Consider the following 16,726-nt stretch of genomic DNA (forward strand, 5'->3'; position numbering starts at 1 on the left):
GAGTACGGCCATGACCGTCCGGACCAGCGGGCTTCACCACGTCACCGCGATCGGTGGCGACCCGCAGCGCAATGCCGACTTCTACCTCCGCACGCTCGGCCTGCGGCTGGTGAAGACCACAGTCAACTTCGACGACCCCGGTACCTACCACCTCTACTACGGTGACGCCTCCGGCAAACCCGGCTCGCTGATGACCTTCTTCCCCTGGCCCGACGCCCCCGCCGGGCGGATCGGCACCGGGCAAGCGACCACCACTGCGTTTTCCATTCCCGAAGCCTCCCTCGGCTGGTGGAAACAGCACCTCTCCGACCACGGTGTCGAGACCACCGTCGACGACCGCTCCCTCACTTTCCGCGATCCCGACGGCCTGCAGCTCGCCCTCGTCGCGCATCCGCAGGGCGATCCGCGCGATCCGTGGGACACCAAGCTCGTCCCGGCCGAGAATGCCATCCGGGGCCTGCATTCCGTGACCCTGTCAGTGTCCAAAGAGGACGCGACGGCGGACCTGTTCACCGGCGGCCTCGGGCTGACCTTCCACAGCCAGGACGGCAACCGCATCCGGTTCCAGGCCGGTGAAGGCGGGCCGGGGGCGTTCGCCGACGTGCTCGTCACCCCGGACGCGCCCCGCGGCCAGGTCGCCACCGGCACGGTCCACCACGTCGCCTGGCGGGCGCCCGACGAGCCGACTCAGGCCGCCTGGCGCGACGAGCTCCTGGACCAAGGCGTACGGGTCACGTCGATCCTCGACCGGCAGTACTTCCGTTCGATCTACTTCCGCGAACCCGGCGGTACGCTGCTCGAAGTGGCCACCGACGCCCCCGGCTTCGCGATCGACGAACCCCTCCTCGAACTCGGCCGCGCGCTGAAACTGCCGCCGTGGCTGGAACCTCGTCGCGACGAGATCGAGCACCTGCTGCCGAAACTTAAGCTGCCAACGGAAAACAACCCGGAGCAGGCATGACCTTCGACCATCAGTACACCGAGGGTGACCCGGCTCGCCCGGTTCTCCTTCTGCTGCACGGAACCGGCGGCAGCCCGGACGACCTGCTGGGCCTCGCCCACGAGCTCAGCCCCGGTTCGGCCACGCTCGCGCCGGTGGGTCCGGTGTCGGAAAACGGTGCGGCACGGTGGTTTCGCCGCCTCGCCGAGGGTGTGTTCGACCACGCGGACGTTGAGGAAAGAGCCAACCAGCTCGCCGATTTCCTTCAAGTTGCCCGGGAAAAATACTGCATAGAAAGAAGAATGGTGGCCGTCGGATTCTCGAACGGGGCCAACATCGCTGCCGCAGTAACGCTTCTCCGGCCGGACGCACTGCGCGAAGCCGCGTTGTTCTCCGCCATGTCTCCGTTACCCCAACCGCCCGCGCACGACCTCACCGGCACCCGCGTCTTCCTGTCCAACGGCGAACGCGACCCGATGGCCCCGCTCCCCGCCGCCGACCACCTCGTGCGGCAACTCCGCGACCGGCACGCCGACGTGGTCAACCACCGGTGGCCGGGCGGGCACCAAGTGACCGTGGAAGGAGCGAACGCAGCCCGCGAGTGGCTCGCTAGGGTCGAGGGATGACCGACCTGACCCGCGCGCACGACCTGCTCGCCACCACCCTCCTCGCCGACGGCCACAACGACCTGCCCTGGGCACTACGGGTCAAAGCCGGTCCGAACCCGGTCGACGCCGTCGCCGCAGTGGACCTCACCGTGTCGCAGCCGAGCCTGCACACCGACTTCCCGAAGCTCGCCGAAGGCAAGCTGGGCCTGCAGTTCTGGTCGGTGTACGTGCCGTGCGAGTTCAAGGGCGACAGCGCGGTCACCGCGGTGCTCGAGCAGATCGAGGTGGTCCACCAGCTCGCCGAGCGTTACCCGGATCGGCTGCGGCTGGTGACCACCGCCGACGAGGCCGAGGCTGCCTTCGCCGACGGCCGGATCGCGTCGCTGCTCGGCGCCGAAGGCGGGCACAGCATTGCCGAATCCCTTGGCGTACTGCGGATTCTGCGCCGCCTCGGCGTCCGGTACCTGACGCTGACCCACAACTTCAACACCACCTGGGCCGACTCCGGAACCGACAAACCGGAGCATAACGGGCTCACCGAGTTCGGCCGCGACGTCGTGCGGGAGATGAACCGGATCGGCATGCTCGTCGACCTCTCGCACGTCGCGCCGAGCACGATGCGGGCCGCGCTCGACGTGTCCACCGCGCCGGTGATCTTCAGCCACTCGTCGTGCCGCGCGGTGAACGACCATCCTCGCAACATCCCCGACGACGTCCTCGCCCAGCTGCCCGGCAACGGCGGCGTCGCGATGATCACGTTCGTACCCGCGTTCATCTCGGCCGCGGTCACCGCGTGGGACGACCAGCTCAGGGTCGCGATGGAGGCCGCCGGGCAGGAGTTCCTCGACCTCGGCCAGCGCGGCCGCTTTGCCGAAACCTGGGACGCGCCGCCCAAGCCGAAGGCCACGATCGCCGACGTCGTCGCGCACCTCGAGCACGCCCGCGAGGTCGCCGGAATCGACCATCTCGGGCTCGGCGGCGACTACGACGGCGTCGGCGCGCTGCCCGAAGGCCTGGAGGATGTTTCGAAGTACCCGGTGCTGTTCGCGGCCCTGATGGAACGCGGCTGGAGCGACGAGGACTGCGCGAAACTCGCCGGCCGGAACACGCTGCGGGTGCTGCGCGAGGCCGGCACCGCGGGATGACCAGCCATCCGGGTCCGATTTGAGATCGCGGATCACGGCCGGTGGGCGGACAATCACGACATGTCCCATGCGCGAAACGACGACCCCACCGGGGCCGCGAAATCGGAGATCCCCGAGGCGCCGGGCGCCGAGGTGCCCGGCGCGCTCGAACCCGCCGGCGAACCTGCCCCGCCTGTTCCGCCTGTCCCTGGTGGCAAAGCCAAGGTCAAACCCACCCGCATCAGCGGTACCTGGATCGCCGTGGTCGTGGCGATCGTTGTGCTGGTGTTCCTGCTGATCTTCATCCTGCAGAACCTGGACACGGCGACCGTGCACTTCCTCGGCATTTCCGGCAGCATGCCGCTGGCCGTGGCGATGCTGTTCGCCGCGATTGCCGGTGCCGCGCTGGTCGCCCTCATCGGCGGTGCGCGGATCCTGCAGTTGCGGAAGCAGGCACGCCGGCGGAAGTGAGCGAGCAGTCGCGAGACCGCAGGCCCAGCAGGACCTCGCACACCGCGGGGTCCCCGCTGACCTGCACGCGCGCGGCCGTCTCCGCCGGGGCCAGCGTGCCTGTGCAGAGCCGCCAGAACGCATCCGCGTCGGTGGTCATCGAAGCGAGCGGCGAGCGCGACGAAGCTGCGCCGCGCTCGATGGACCAGCCGGTGGGTGTCGCCCGAATGGTCCAGCGGCCCGCGCCTTCCACCGTGCAGGCCACCTGACGGCCGGGCCGCGCCGACGGCAGGGCGTGCGGTAGCGGGCGCAGGAGTGTGTCCACCACCGGCGTACGGAACTCCGCATCGTCCAGCGGCGGAGCGCCCACGGCCGCGCGGATCTGCTGCTGGTGTACCCAGTGTTCGGCGTAGTCGCGCGCGACGGTGAGCCAGCCGTCCGACTCCTCGAGATCGCGGTGTTTCCACAGGTCAGTGAGCTGCGTCGTGCTGTCCACGAACATCGCGAACAGCACCTCCGGCGACAGCTGCCGCAACGCCGTCACCCACTCCGCACCGAACCCGAGGGCGGCTTCCGGAACATGGCCGTCGCGATCGCGGGACAGGCGCCCGAGCTTGGTGCCCAGGACATGCGCGGTGAGGTCGTGCACCGGCCATCCGGCCTCCGTCGGCGCCGTCCAATCCTGCGCGCCGAGGTCGGCGAGGACCCCGATCAGCGCCTGTTCCTCGCGGGCGAGCAGGGGCAGCACGTCGATCGGCGGCGCGGTCATGCGGGCCATCCAACACCGGGCCGCAACCATCACAGCGCCGTCCCGCCTACTCGCAGGTAGCATCAGCGCGAACAGTGAGGGGAGCACGCCCGTGGACTACGAGCGACCGAACGGCCGGGCCACCGCCGAGGACGTGGCCAACCTGGCTCGCCGGGCAGGCAAGCTGGCCGGATGGGCCGCGCGTACCGGCTTCGAGCTGACCCGCAAGCTGCCCGGCGTCGACACCGCCGAACGCAGCCTCAAGCAGGTCGAACGCGGTCTGCTGAGCGAGCTGCGCCGCCGCCTCGACGAGGTCGACGACCCGTACCACGCCGCCCTCACCGCCGCGTCCGCGATGAACCGGGCCGTCCCCGGCAGCCGTACGGTCGAGGCGACCGTGACGCTGATCCCCGCGCGCGATCACATCGAACCGCTGCGCGCGGCGATGGCCGAACTGCTCAACCACTCCATCGGCTTCGGCCGCGAACGGGCCCGCGAGTACCTGTACGCGATCATCCTGCGTCAGCTCACCCCCGATGAGGCCCGCATCCTCTCCGCACTGTCCGACGGCTCGCCGTTCCCCGCCATCGACGTCGCCGAGCGCACCTCGATGGGCGGCACCGGCCGGATCGTGCTGCGCAATGCGTCCACAGTGGGCAAAACGGCCGGGGTGTCGCTGCCGGACCAGGTGCCCGGCTACGTGACCCGGCTGATCGGGCTCGGACTGGTCGAACTCGACGAGGAGGTCCCCGCGCTCGAGACGCAGTACGAGATCCTGCTGACCGACGAATCGATCCGCGAGGTGGAGAAGCAGGTGAAGCGGACCAAGATCATCCGGCGCACCATCCACATCTCGCGGCTCGGCGCGCAGTTCTGGCAGGCCTGCGACCCGAGCCTCGGCTGAATGCGATGGGCGAGTTCGCCTCGAACCTCCTCGACGACTTCGTCCGCCACTGGCCGCTCTATGTCTCGATTCCGGTCGTCGCCGCGCTGATCGGGTACGGCACCAAGCTGGTCGCGATCCGGATGATGTTCCAGCCGGTCGAGTTCATCGGGATCAAGCCCTTCCTCGGCTGGCAGGGCATCGTCCCCAAACGGGCCGCGCGGATGGCCAGCATTGCCTGCGACACGATGACCGAGCAGCTGATCAAACCGGCCGAGGTCGTCGCCCGCCTCGACGCCGATCGGATCGCGAAGGAGATCGAAAAACCGCTGCTCGCGGCCGTCGAGGACATCGTGCGTGAGGTGGCCGGGAACTATCAGCCGGGGCTGTGGGAGTCGCTGCCGGTCGGCGTGCAGCGGCTCGTGATCCAGCGCGTACAAGCCGAATCGCCGCGCATGGTCAAGGCCGTGCTCGAGCTCATCCAGTCCGATGTGGACAGTGTGTTCGACCTCAAGGGCATGGTCGTCACCAGTCTCGTGAAGGACAAGCGCCTGCTCAACCGGATCTTCCAGGAAGCAGGCGCGGAGGAGTTCAAGTTCATCGCGCGTTCCGGGCTGGTGTTCGGCGGGATGATCGGCGTGATCCAGATGGTCGCGTGGGTCCTCTTCAAGTTCCCGTTGATCATGCCGCTCTTCGGCCTCTTCACGGGATGGTTCACCGACTGGCTCGCGCTGCGGATGATTTTCTACCCGCTGGAACCGAAGAAATACTTCGGCGTCACGTGGCAGGGGCTCTTCCTCAAACGCCGTGCCGAGGTCGCCGAGGCCTACGGCGAGCTGATCGCCAAGGAGATCATCACGCCGCACAACGTGATCGAGGCGGTGCTGCGCGGGCCGCTGTCCGACCGGGTGCTCGCGCTCATCCAGCGGCAGCTGGACCGCGAACTGGGCCGGGCGGCGAACGTGGCCAAACCGTTGCTGGTGTTCGCCATCGGCAGCCGCCGCTACCAGGACATGAAGTTCGCCATCTCGGAACAGATCATGGCCCGGCTGCCGGACACCATGCGGTACATCGAGGACTACGCCACCGACGCGATGGACATCCGGAATGTGCTGGTCGGCAAGATGAAGGAGCTCTCGCCGCAGGAGTTCGAGCAGCTGCTGCGCCCGGCGTTCCAGCAGGACGAGTGGATCCTGATCGCGACCGGCGCGGTGCTCGGCTTCGCCGTCGGTGAGGGACAGGTCCTGCTGCTGGAACATCTAGCCGCCTGACCTCTTGTGGTCGGCCGGGGCGGGCCGGGACACTGACCGCCATGGGTGAATCGGCGGTGCCGTGGCCGCAGGAAATCCGGATCGCCATGGCCATGGTCGGGGGGTCCAGCCTGGCAGTGTGGATGGGGGGAGTCGCCACCGAGACGTCGGCGCTGCTGCACGCGTCGCGCACTCCGGACGACCGGAGCGGGTACCGGAAAGTGCTCGACCTGCTGCGTTCGACGGTGCGGCTCGATGTGCTCACCGGCACCAGCGCGGGCGGCATCAACGCGGCGTGCCTCGGGCTGGCCGAGGCGTACCGGTCGACGCCCTCGGTGCTGCGCGACACCTGGTTCACCGCCGGGTCGCTGGAGAACCTGATCCGCGACCCGAACGAGGTGCAGCCGCGTTCGTTGCTCGACGGCGACCGGGTGCTGCTCGGTGGTCTGGACCAAGCCATGCACGACATCACCGGCGCGGGCGTCGTACCCACCGAGCCGCCGGACGTCACCGTGCTGCTCACCGGCACCATGATCGACGGCGAGACCACGCGGTACGACGACGCGCTCGGAAACCTGGTGCGCGACACCGAACACCGCATGCTGTTCCGCTTCGAAGGTCCACTGTGGAACAACCAGGTACACGGCCCGCTCGCGCTCGCGGCCCGGTCGAGCGCGTCGTTCCCGGGCGCCTTCGAACTGTCCCGGCTGCCGATCGGCCCGGACGCGGCCGACCGGATGCATCCGGACATGACCGAATACACCGAGTTGGTGCGTTCGCATTGGCTCGCCGACGGTGGCGTGCTCGTGAACAAGCCGCTGCGCCCGGCGTTGCGGGAGATCTTCGAGCGGCCGTCCACTGCGGACGTGCGGCGGCTGCTGCTGTACGTGGTGCCGACCGTCGACGGCGAAGCCCAGCAGCTGCCGTGCGATCCGGCGAACCCGCCGATGCTCGGCTCGGCGCTGGCGAAGGTCGTGTCCACGGTGATGAGCCAGACCATCAGTACCGAGCTGGAGGAGCTGAACCGGCACAACGCTTCCGTCACGCGCACGCGGGACACGCGGGTCGCGCTCGCGTCGCTCGGCCTGCGCGGCGGGCAGCTGGTGGACGACCGGGTGCGGAGGGCGTACCTCGATCGCCGGGTCGCCGAGGACGCGGCTGAGCTCGTCCGGTCGGTCACCCGCCGGTTCGCACTGTCCGAAGAGGACGATGCGTGGGCGTCGGGGCTGTCGGCCCGGCTGCAGGACGTCGCCGCGGACGGGCTGCGGCACGGCATGCCGGACGTGCCGCCGGGGGAATCGTGCCCGGTCGGCGAAATGGTCGCGTACCGCACGACCGCGCTGGACGACGCCGTCGCCACCGGGTTGCAGCTGGTCAACGCCGGTTTCCACATGTGCCCGGACCAGGCGCAGGCGGCGCAGCTCAACGAGGCCCGCGCACAGATGCACGCGGCTCGCCGGAGCGCGGAGCGCGACGTGCGGCTGTCCGCGTGGGTAGCCCGGCACGAACCGCCGGAGCCGGGGACGAGCATGACGGACTGGCTCGGCCATCTCGCCCGGGAATGGGCCGACCTCGGGGCGTCGGACGCGGTCCGCGAGGCGTGGCCGGAGTTCACTGCCGCGCTGCGGTCGGCGGTCCCGGCGCTGCGCGAGCTGGCGGGCCGGGAGAACCAGTGGTCGAAGGACGCGGCGGACACCGCGACGACGTTGCTGGACTGGTTCGGCTTCACCGACCCGGAGGTGGCGGACCCGGTCCTGATGTCCCGGATGCTGCTGCTGCACATGGCGACGCGGGGCATGCTCGCCGAGGCGCCGTCGGTGGACCAGCGCGTGGATCTCGTGCAGGTGAGCGCCGACAGCCGGACGTTGCTGGACCTGTCGCGGCCGCGCGGGCACACCAAGCTCACCGGAACGCAGGCGAACAACTTCGGGGCGTTCTACAAATCGTCGTGGCGCGCGAACGACTGGATGTGGGGCCGGATCGACGGCGCCGGATGGCTCGTGCAGTGCCTGCTCGACCCGAAACGCCTGCGCGTGCTGCGGGACATCGTGGGCCGCGAGGAATTCCGGACAGAGGTCAAGGCCACCTTCCTCGCGGTGGGCTGGCAGCCGCCGTCGCCCTCGGACAACGGGAAACTGGCGGAGCTGACCCGGCTCACCGAGCAGCTGGGCGAGGAGCTCGCGTTTCTCGGACTGGACGCGAACCTGTCGCCGGTGGAATTCGGGGACGACATCCCGACGAGCCTCCCGATCACGGCCATGGTGCTCGCGAAGGCCCGGCAGCTGACGATCGCGCGGGAGGAACTGCCGGTACTGGCGGAGCAGGCCGAGGAAGATGCCAAGGAAGGAAACGGAAAGGCTTCGGAGAGTTTCCGGAAGCTGATGGCTTCCCGCCCGCTCCCGGCCGCTACTGTCCACAATGGATCCGTTGGGGGCGAACAGGTTGTGGCCAACGAGGTTGCCCCCAACCCGGCTGCCGATACCACGCAACGCGCCTTCCAGACCTGCCGTGTTTCCGCCGAACGCTTCGAGGGCGAACTCGGCTCCACCTTGCTCACCAAAACCATCGTCAAGGCAAGCGCCGCCGGGCTCAACGCGGCGGCGACCGCGACCCGGGTGCCGAAATCCCTCCAGCCTGCCGCGAAGTTCGCCCAGCTCGGCGGCCGTAGTGCCTGGTGGGTGACGCAGGGCGCGTCCCGGCTCGGGCGGCCGTGGAACGTTCTCGCGGCGGCGATCACGGCCGTCGCCGGGTTCGTGCTCGGCGGGGAAGGCGGGCCGGTCCTGCAGTGGATCGGGCTGCCGATCGCCGCGGGCGCACTCGTGTTCTTGCTGGTGAGCCTGCTTACGCTGCCGCGTACCTGGCGCATGGTGCTGACCGTGCTCGGCGTGCTGGTGGTCGCCGCCCTGTTGTTCGCTGCCTTCCTGCCGCCGATTGCGCAGCCGTTGTTCGGCTGGCTCGGCACCATCGTCGACGGATGGCGGCGCGGACAGGCGCCGTTGTGGTGGCTGGCCGTGGTGGCGTTGCTCGTGCTGCCCGCGGTCTGGACCCCGCTCGCCGGCGTCGGGCGGCGGCTGCGCGGTACCCGCGGGAAACGCCGGTAACCGCTGGTCGGACGCTTTTCCGCGGGTCCGGACTTGCGTACCGGGCGGTGGTGGCTCATCGTCGGGGGTGACAGGTCGCGCACACCGGGTGTGCGGCCCAGGCGCACGCCGTGCCCAGATGTTCACCCGATCAAACATGTTTGTGGTACTCCTCACCGGGGTATCCGCGTCGCCCCTGGTGAGGGCGGTGGGCGTGGCGTGGATCGCTGGCGGCGGGAAAATTCTCTGTTACGTTTCCTTGGTATGTCCGGAAAGCACTTGATCGAATCGCCGACCAAGGCCGATGGCGCTGCCCTCTGGCGAATCGCGCGCGATTCACAGAAGCTCGATCTCAACTCTCCGTATGCGTACCTGTTGTGGTGCCGGGATTTTGCGGAGACTTCGGTGGTCGCCCGGGTCGACGGCGCACCGGTGGGATTCGTCATTGCTTACCGGAGGCCCGCGCAGCCGGATGCCGCGCTCGTGTGGCAGGTCGCCGTCGACGCTTCGCAGCGGGGAAAAGGCCTGGCCGGGCAGCTGCTCGACAGCCTGTACACGCGCTTGGTCGACGATGGGGTGCGCTACCTGGAAACCACGATCACGCCGGACAACGAAGCATCGATCCGGCTCTTCGCTTCGTTTGCGAAGCGCTGGAACGCCGCATTGGAGAGTGGCGAACTGTTCGCTGCGGACGATTTTCCCGAAGGGGAGGGGCATGCCGCCGAGGATCTTTATCGAATCGGGCCGTTGCTCCGTACCGGAACCGTCAATTTCGCCGAGTAGGAGCGAAAGAATAACGTCATGAGCATCTTCGAAGAGCTCGAATCGGAAGTCCGCAGTTACAGCAGGGGGTGGCCGGTCGTCTTCGACCGGGCGCAGGGCAGCAGGTTGTACCGCGAGGACGGCAAGCCCTACCTCGACTTCTTCGCCGGTGCCGGCGCGCTCAACTACGGGCACAACAACCCGCACCTGAAGAAGGCCCTGATCGACTACCTCCAGCGCGACGGGGTCACCCATTCGCTGGACATGTACACGGTCGCGAAGCGGGACTTCCTCGAGACCTTCCGCGACAAGATCCTCGGTCCGCGCGACCTCGACTACAAGATCGTCTTCCCTGGTCCCGGCGGGGCCAATGCCGTGGAGGCCGCGCTGAAGCTGGCGCGCAAGGTCACCGGCAAGGAATCGGTCATCAACTTCACCAACGCGTTCCACGGCATGACGCTGGGTGCGCTGTCGGTCACCGGCAACTCGATGAAGCGGGGCGCCGCGGGGATTCCGCTGGTGCACGCCACGCCGATGCCGTACGACAAGTACTTCGACGGCGCGATGCCGGACTTCATGTACTTCGAGAAGCTGCTGGAGGACTCCGGCAGTGGCCTCAACGAGCCCGCCGCGGTGATCGTCGAGGGCGTGCAGGGCGAGGGCGGGATCAACGCCGCGCGGCTGGAATGGCTCAAGGGCCTCGACGACCTGTGCAAGCGGCACAATATCCTGCTGATCCTCGACGACGTCCAGATGGGCTGTGGCCGTACCGGTCCGTTCTTCAGCTTCGAGGACGCCGGGATCACGCCGGACATCGTGTGCCTGTCGAAGTCCATCGGCGGGTACGGCCTGCCGATGGCGCTCACGCTGATCAAGCCCGAGCTCGACGTGTGGGAGCCGGGCGAGCACAACGGCACCTTCCGCGGGATCAGCCCGGCGTTCGTCACCGCCACCGAGGCGATCCGCGTCTACTGGAGCGACGACGAGCTCGAGAAATCCACCAAGGCCAAGGGCGAGCGCATCGCGAGCTCGTTCAAGGACCTCGTGGAGAGCTACCCGGAGGCGAACCTCACCGCGAAGGGCCGCGGCCTCGCGCGCGGCGTCGAGTTCGAGAACGGCGAGCTGGCAGGCGCCGTCTGCAAGGAGGCGTTCGACCGCGGGCTGCTGATGGAGACGTCGGGGCCGGACAGCGAGGTCATGAAGCTCCTGCCGCCGCTCACCCTCACCGACGACGAGCTCGGCGAGGGCCTGGAGATCATCGGCGACTCGGTCGCCGCAGTCCTCACCAAATAACCCCGAGAGCACCCGAGGAGCCGAGTTGCTGGTCCGCACACTCGACGAGATCACCGACACCGAAGCAGACATCAAGACGCCCAACTGGCGCAGCAAGCGCATCATCCTCGCCAAGGAGGGCGTCGGTTTCTCGGTGCACGAGACCACGCTGTACGCGGGCACGGTGAGCGATTTCTGGTACGCCAACCACATCGAGGCGGTCTTCATCACCTCGGGGGAGGGCGAGATCGAAGATTTGGCCACCGGCAAGGTCTATCCGCTGAAGCCGGGCACCCTGTACCTGCTGAACGACCACGACAAGCACCAGGTCCGGCCGAAGACCGAGATCAAGTGCGTGTGCGTGTTCAACCCGCCGGTCACCGGGCGCGAGGTGCACGACGAGAACGGGGTCTACCCGCTCGTCGTCGAAGAGAACTGACCGACCACCACGAGGAAAGAAACGCCAGCAGAACTGGAGGCGAGCCACTGTGACGATCATGGACACCCGGGTCGACGACGGTTACCCGACCCGGATCACCGGTACGCCGGAACATCTTCCGCGCGTGCACCCCACGGTGTGGGGTACCGAGGCCGACGGCCCGATCGACGCCGCCACCCTGGCCAATCACGACGCCAGGGGCTTCACCGTCGTCGAAGGACTGCTCTCGCCCGGTGAGGTCCAGACGTACTGGCAGGAGGTCGTCCGGCTCTCGTCGGACGAGGAGCTGCGCGCCGACGAGCGCGTGATCACCGAGGCGAAGACCGGCGAGGTCCGCTCGATCTTCGACGTGCACGAGATCTCCGAGCTCATCGCCGAGCTCGTGCGCGACCCGCGGGTACTCGACCGGGCCCGGCAGATCCTCGGCTCCGAGGTCTACATCCACCAGAGCCGGATCAACTACATGCCGGGCTTCAAGGGCACCGGGTTCTACTGGCACTCGGACTTCGAGACCTGGCACGCCGAGGACGGCATGCCGGCGCCGCGCGCGGTGAGCTGCTCGCTCGCGCTCACCGACAACTACCCGTTCAACGGCGGGCTCATGGTCATGCCGGGTTCGCAGCGCACCTTCGTGCAGTGCGTCGGCGAAACCCCGGACCACAACTACAAGAGCTCGCTCAAGGACCAGCGCGTCGGCGTTCCCGCCGAGGAGGACATCACCAAGCTCGCCGCCGACTACGGCATCGACCAGTTCACCGGGTCGGCCGGTTCGGCGCTGTGGTTCGACTCGAACATCATGCACGGCTCGTCGAACAACATCACGCCGTACCCGCGCTCGAACATCTTCCTGGTGTTCAACAGCGTGGAGAACGCCCTGCGGGAGCCGTTCGCGGCGAGCGAGCCGCGGCCGTCGTTCATCGCCGGTCGCAACAGCACGCCGATCCGGCGGTGACGAGCACCACCAGCCCGATGTGGCGGGTCGCCGGTAGCGGAGAATGTGCGCCCTGTTACGTTGTCGCCACTCCGCAGCGGGCCGGGAGCCCGTTCCGCGGAGGGAGGTTGTCCGCGCTGGTCCGGGTTCTTCGCTCGGGGTGAGCCCCCCGAACCGCGGGCGGACAGCCGCGAGAACCGGGCGGACCGCACCCCCTGGCGGCCCGGCCGAGGATCACCGAGTCCGGCCCCGCACCATCAGATCGGGACTGATGGTGCGGGGCCGGACTCGTCTGGTTTCCACGAAAGAGCGGTTTCTGTCCCCGCGGGGCGAGGCGTAAGTTGACCAGTCTGGCTGGGGACGAGCCCGGGAGGTGCGCGCGAGCATGGCCGATGCCGGCGCGCGGGTCGAACTGCTCGGCCCGGTGCGGCTGCTCGACGGCGCAAGGGCGGTCCCGATCGGCGGCCCGGGGGTCAAGGGCCTGCTGGCCCTGCTCGCGCTGCGGGTGGGCAAGGTGGTGCCGCTCGAGGAGATCATCGACGCGCTGTGGGGCCACGATCCGCCCGCCACGGCCCGCACCATCGTGCACGGCAACGTGTCGCAGCTGCGCCGCATGCTGCGGGAGATGGCCGAACCGGTCGCCGAGATCCGCACCAGCCCGCCCGGGTACCAGCTCGCCCTCGCGCCGGACCGGATCGACGTGCACCGCGCGCGGGTGCTGCTCGACCGCGCCACGTACGCGCCGTCGCAGCAGGCGTCGGAGGTGCTTGCCGAGGCACTCGCGCTGTGGCACGGCCCGGCGCTCGCCGGAGTGCCCGATTCGGTGCGGGCGCCCGAATTGGAGGAACTGCGGCACGCCATCCACCGCGCCCGCGTCGACGCCGACCTCGACCTCGGCAGGTACGACGAGCTGATCGTGGAGCTGAGCCCGATCGTGCGGGCCGACCCGCTCGCCGAACGCACCGTGGCGCAGCTGATGTACGCGCTGTACCACGCGGGACGGCGCCGCGAAGCCCTCGAGCTGTACCGCACCGTTTCGCGGGCCACGCTGCGCGCGCTCGGCGTGGAACCCGGCGCCGACCTGCGCTGGCTGCACGAGCGCATCCTGAACGACGACCTCGCCGTCCGCGGGACCTCCGCGCCCGCCGGGCCGGTCACCACGCCGTCTCAGCTGCCGCCTGCGCTGCCGGTGCTTGCCGGACGGGAAGCGGACCTCGAATGGCTCGACGGGCTCGCGGAGGGCGGCGACAGCACGGTCGTCGTGTCCGGTACCGCCGGGGTCGGCAAGAGCGCGCTGGTGATCTGGTGGGCGCACCGCGCGGCCCGGCAGTTCCCGGACGGCGTCCTGTACGCGGCGCTGCACGGTTTCGACCCGCGGCACGCGCCGCTGGAGCCGGGAGACCTGCTTTCGCAGTTCCTGCTCGGCCTCGGCGTGCCTGCCGACGAGGTCCCGGAGAAGACGCACGAGCGCGTGGCGCTGTACCGCTCGCTGATCGCCGGACGGCGGCTGCTCGTGCTGCTCGACGACGCGCGTTCGGCCGAGCAGGTGCGTCCGCTGCTGCCGCCGGGTGCCGGGTCGATGACGGTGGTCACCAGCCGGTCGCGGCTGGAATCGCTGGCGGTGTCGAACGCGGCGAAGCTGCGGGTGCTCGGCACGCTCGCGCCCGAGGACGCGGTGCGGGTGATCGAGGAGCTGGCCGGTCCCGCCGACTTCGACCTCAACCACGCGCTGGCCCGGCTGTGCGGTTATCTCCCGCTCGCGCTGCGGATTGCCGGGGCCCGGCTGGCCGCGAGTCCACAGTGGACCGTCAACGATCTCGTGGCGGAGCTGGGAAACGAACGCACCCGGCTCACCGGGCTGGACGTGCCCGGTGCCGACGACGGCGTACGCGCCGCATTCGACGTGTCCTTCCGCGGGCTGCCCGCCGGGCCGGCCGGCACGCTGCTGCGGCTGGGGGCCATGCCCGGCAGGCACTTCGGACCGCATCTGGCGGCGGCAGTCGCGGAAATCCCGGTGGCGCAAGCCCGCCGTGAACTGCGCACGCTGGCCGCGCACAACCTCCTTGCCGAGACTGCGCGCGACGTGTTCGCCCCGCACGACCTCGTCCGGCTCTACCTGCGTGAGCTGGCGGAAACCGAGCTGGACCCAGCCGAGCGCAACGCGGTGCTCGACCGGGCCGTCCGCTATCACCAGGCGGCTTCGGACACCGCACGACGGCAGATGCTGCGCATTGTCGACCCCCTCGATTTCACCGGTGCATTCCCGGCCGGGGAATTGCCGCCGCTGGAAACGTTCGACCAGGCGCAGGATTGGTTTGCGGCCGAATGGCCGAATCTGCTTGCCGTGCTGGACGCCGCGAATGCCGCGGGCCGGTACGGCGACGTCTGGCGGCTCGCCCGCGTCGCGCATACCTACCGGGTGGTCTGCCCGCTGTACGAGGAATGGACCCGGCTGGTCGACCTCGGTCTCGCCGCGGCCGAAGCCGCCGGGGAACCGCTCGGCCAGTGCTGGATGCTGATTTCCCGCTGCGCCATCGCGCTCACCTTCGAGCTTCCGCCCGGCTGCCTTGCCGACGCCGAACGCGCGGTGGCGCTCGCCGCGGGGCTCGACGCCCGGTCGCTCACCGTGGCCAAGATCCACCTCGGCAGCGTGCTCACCCTGCTCGGACGCTACGACGAGGCCATCGAACGGCTGCAGGAAGCCGCCGCGGACACCGAAGGCGACCTCGAGCTGCGCGGTCAGGCGCTCAACAACTGCGCCGAGACGGAGAAGCGGGCCGGCCGTCCGGTCGAGGCCATTTCGCACGAGCTGGCCTCGCTGGAGATCGACCGCGCGCTCGGCGACGACAGCTACGCCGTGGTGTCCATGAACAATCTCGCCGAGCTGCACCTCGGCATCGGTGACCTGGAAACTGCGGAGCGTTACGCGCGGGAGGCGGTTTCGCTGGCCGTCGCGCGGCAGTTCGAGCTGCAGGAGGGCGTCCTGCGGGTCACGCTGGCGCGGATTCTGCGGGCCAGGCACGAACCGGGTCCGGCAGCGCAGGAGTACGAGCTGGCGATCGGGCTGTACGAGCGGATGAACCCGCGCCGTCTCGGGGAGCTGCGGAAGGAAGCCGCCGAGCCGTTCTCTTGAACAATGTTCAGCCGTATTTGTGCAGGTCAGAGCACTGCGGTACAGTGATCTTTAGCGGATTCTTAGCGAAGGGCGGGCTGCCGCGCGTAGGGTCGGCCGCAACGTCGGCGGTGCCCTAGGGGAGGGGCAGGCGAGGAAGCCGGCGCCGGGGTCCGCGGTCGCGATCCGCGGGCTTGGAGAGCCGCCAGGAGCGGTTCGCGGCGGTTGGCCGGCCGAGATGGGGGTTAGGCCGGCCGGCCGCCAGGCTCAGCGCACGTTCGCGGTGCAGATCCTGCATCCACCACGCCCTTCCGTGAAGGCCACCTTCACGGAATGTAGGGCTGTGAAGGGAACCATGAGGGAATCTGATTCCGTGAAGGTTCCCTTCACGGACCTCAGTCCACGTTCGCGGTGCAGAGTGCGATCGACGACCCGCTGTTCTCGGCCACCTTCTTGCCGTCCACCAGGATCTGGCAGCTGATCTCGTTGGTGACGCCCGCGTTGGCGGTGTCGGCGGTGAGCGACAGGACCGGTGCGCCGCCGTCGTAGGACGCCAGCCCGTGCCAGCCGTCGGTGCTCGCCGGGGCGGAGGCGGTGCGCTGGTCGTTCAACGTCCCGTACCGCACGGTCGCGCCGCCGGCGGAGGTCACCACGAAGTCCACCGAATGCTTTTCGCCCGGCTGCGGCGGAATGTGCAGCTCACCGGCGCGCACCGTGCCGAACATCGACGGGTACAGGATCATCGCGCCGGCCAGCACCCCGGCCAGGAGCGACAGCACCGTGCCGGTGAGCGCGATGCCGAGCCCCCGCATCGCGCCTTTCGACGACATCACGATTCCGGTGATTCCGGCGGCCAGCCCGATTCCGACGAGCGGCCAGGCGAGGAAACCCCAGTCCGGGACGAAGGCGACCCCGGCCGCGCCGAGTCCGCAGGTGACGGCGAGGCCGCCAGGCCAGTTCGCCCGCCTGCGGCGGGGTGCGTGCTGGGGACCGTTGTGGGCAGTGGCCCGGCCGTGTCGGGTGGGTGCGGCCGGATACGGCTGCTCGGTCGTCATGCGTGCCTCTTCCGGGATGAGATGGCGAAGACGCTAACGCAAAGCGGGTCGGTGCGGCGAAATCGTTATGGA

Annotated in this window: 14 protein-coding genes; 12 read left to right on the plus strand and 2 right to left on the minus strand. The window is 69.2% G+C overall.

Annotation, left to right across the window (positions count from 1 at the left end; all coding sequences use genetic code 11):
• Positions 1 to 10: 10 nt before the first annotated feature.
• From OO71_RS35775 to OO71_RS35790, 4 genes are read left to right on the plus strand one after another with little or no spacing between them, the layout of a single operon-like run.
• Positions 11 to 961 carry a ring-cleaving dioxygenase gene (locus OO71_RS35775; RefSeq protein WP_033294439.1) on the plus strand — a complete coding sequence of 317 codons (951 nt, stop codon included), beginning with the start codon at positions 11 to 13 and terminating at the stop codon, positions 959 to 961.
• Entirely contained in the window at positions 958 to 1,566 is a 609-nt protein-coding gene (locus OO71_RS35780) for an alpha/beta hydrolase (protein ID WP_033294440.1), read from the plus strand. The genes OO71_RS35775 and OO71_RS35780 overlap by 4 nt, the downstream gene beginning before the upstream one ends.
• Positions 1,563 to 2,693: a dipeptidase gene (locus tag OO71_RS35785; protein ID WP_033294441.1), complete on the plus strand. Its 1,131-nt coding sequence runs from the start codon at positions 1,563 to 1,565 to the stop codon at positions 2,691 to 2,693. The genes OO71_RS35780 and OO71_RS35785 overlap by 4 nt, the downstream gene beginning before the upstream one ends.
• A 60-nt stretch (positions 2,694 to 2,753) precedes the next feature.
• Positions 2,754 to 3,143, plus strand: coding sequence for a LapA family protein (locus OO71_RS35790; protein WP_033294442.1), 390 nt, complete (start codon positions 2,754 to 2,756; stop codon positions 3,141 to 3,143).
• Here OO71_RS35790 and OO71_RS35795 read toward each other — a convergent pair.
• Entirely contained in the window at positions 3,088 to 3,891 is an 804-nt protein-coding gene (locus OO71_RS35795; protein WP_425388732.1) for a maleylpyruvate isomerase family mycothiol-dependent enzyme, read from the minus strand. The two genes, OO71_RS35790 and OO71_RS35795, sit on opposite strands and share 56 nt — an antisense overlap.
• A gap of 91 nt (positions 3,892 to 3,982) precedes the next feature.
• Between OO71_RS35795 and OO71_RS35800 the strand changes: the two genes are divergently transcribed.
• The 8 genes from OO71_RS35800 (at position 3,983) to OO71_RS35835 (ending at position 15,620) form a co-directional block, all read left to right on the plus strand.
• The gene (locus OO71_RS35800; protein ID WP_033294444.1) at positions 3,983 to 4,774 is read left to right on the plus strand and encodes an Abi-alpha family protein; all 792 of its coding nucleotides are present in this window, start codon (positions 3,983 to 3,985) and stop codon (positions 4,772 to 4,774) included.
• Positions 4,775 to 4,779: 5 nt separating this feature from the next.
• Positions 4,780 to 6,024, plus strand: a complete 1,245-nt coding sequence (locus OO71_RS35805; RefSeq protein ID WP_033294445.1) for a DUF445 domain-containing protein — start codon at positions 4,780 to 4,782, stop codon at positions 6,022 to 6,024.
• Between the two features lie 41 nt (positions 6,025 to 6,065).
• Entirely contained in the window at positions 6,066 to 9,104 is a 3,039-nt protein-coding gene (locus OO71_RS35810; RefSeq protein WP_033294446.1) for a patatin-like protein, read from the plus strand.
• Between the two features lie 243 nt (positions 9,105 to 9,347).
• Positions 9,348 to 9,866 carry a diaminobutyrate acetyltransferase gene (gene ectA / locus OO71_RS35815; RefSeq protein WP_033294447.1) on the plus strand — a complete coding sequence of 173 codons (519 nt, stop codon included), beginning with the start codon at positions 9,348 to 9,350 and terminating at the stop codon, positions 9,864 to 9,866.
• 18 nt (positions 9,867 to 9,884) lie between these two features.
• A complete protein-coding gene (gene ectB, locus OO71_RS35820) occupies positions 9,885 to 11,138 on the plus strand; it encodes a diaminobutyrate--2-oxoglutarate transaminase (protein WP_033294448.1) in 1,254 nt (417 codons plus the stop codon).
• 25 nt (positions 11,139 to 11,163) lie between these two features.
• On the plus strand, positions 11,164 to 11,556 hold the full coding sequence (locus OO71_RS35825) for an ectoine synthase (RefSeq protein ID WP_033294449.1): 393 nt from the start codon (positions 11,164 to 11,166) through the stop codon (positions 11,554 to 11,556).
• Between the two features lie 49 nt (positions 11,557 to 11,605).
• Positions 11,606 to 12,508, plus strand: a complete 903-nt coding sequence (thpD, locus tag OO71_RS35830) for an ectoine hydroxylase (RefSeq protein WP_033294450.1) — start codon at positions 11,606 to 11,608, stop codon at positions 12,506 to 12,508.
• Between the two features lie 364 nt (positions 12,509 to 12,872).
• On the plus strand, positions 12,873 to 15,620 hold the full coding sequence (locus tag OO71_RS35835; protein ID WP_033294451.1) for an AfsR/SARP family transcriptional regulator: 2,748 nt from the start codon (positions 12,873 to 12,875) through the stop codon (positions 15,618 to 15,620).
• A gap of 374 nt (positions 15,621 to 15,994) precedes the next feature.
• Here OO71_RS35835 and OO71_RS35840 read toward each other — a convergent pair whose 3' ends face one another.
• On the minus strand, positions 15,995 to 16,654 hold the full coding sequence (locus OO71_RS35840) for a hypothetical protein (protein WP_033294452.1): 660 nt from the start codon (positions 16,652 to 16,654) through the stop codon (positions 15,995 to 15,997).
• Between the last annotated feature and the right edge of the window lie 72 nt (positions 16,655 to 16,726).

Source organism: Amycolatopsis jejuensis, from assembly GCF_000717335.1.
Taxonomy (GTDB): Bacteria; Actinomycetota; Actinomycetes; order Mycobacteriales; family Pseudonocardiaceae; genus Amycolatopsis; species Amycolatopsis jejuensis.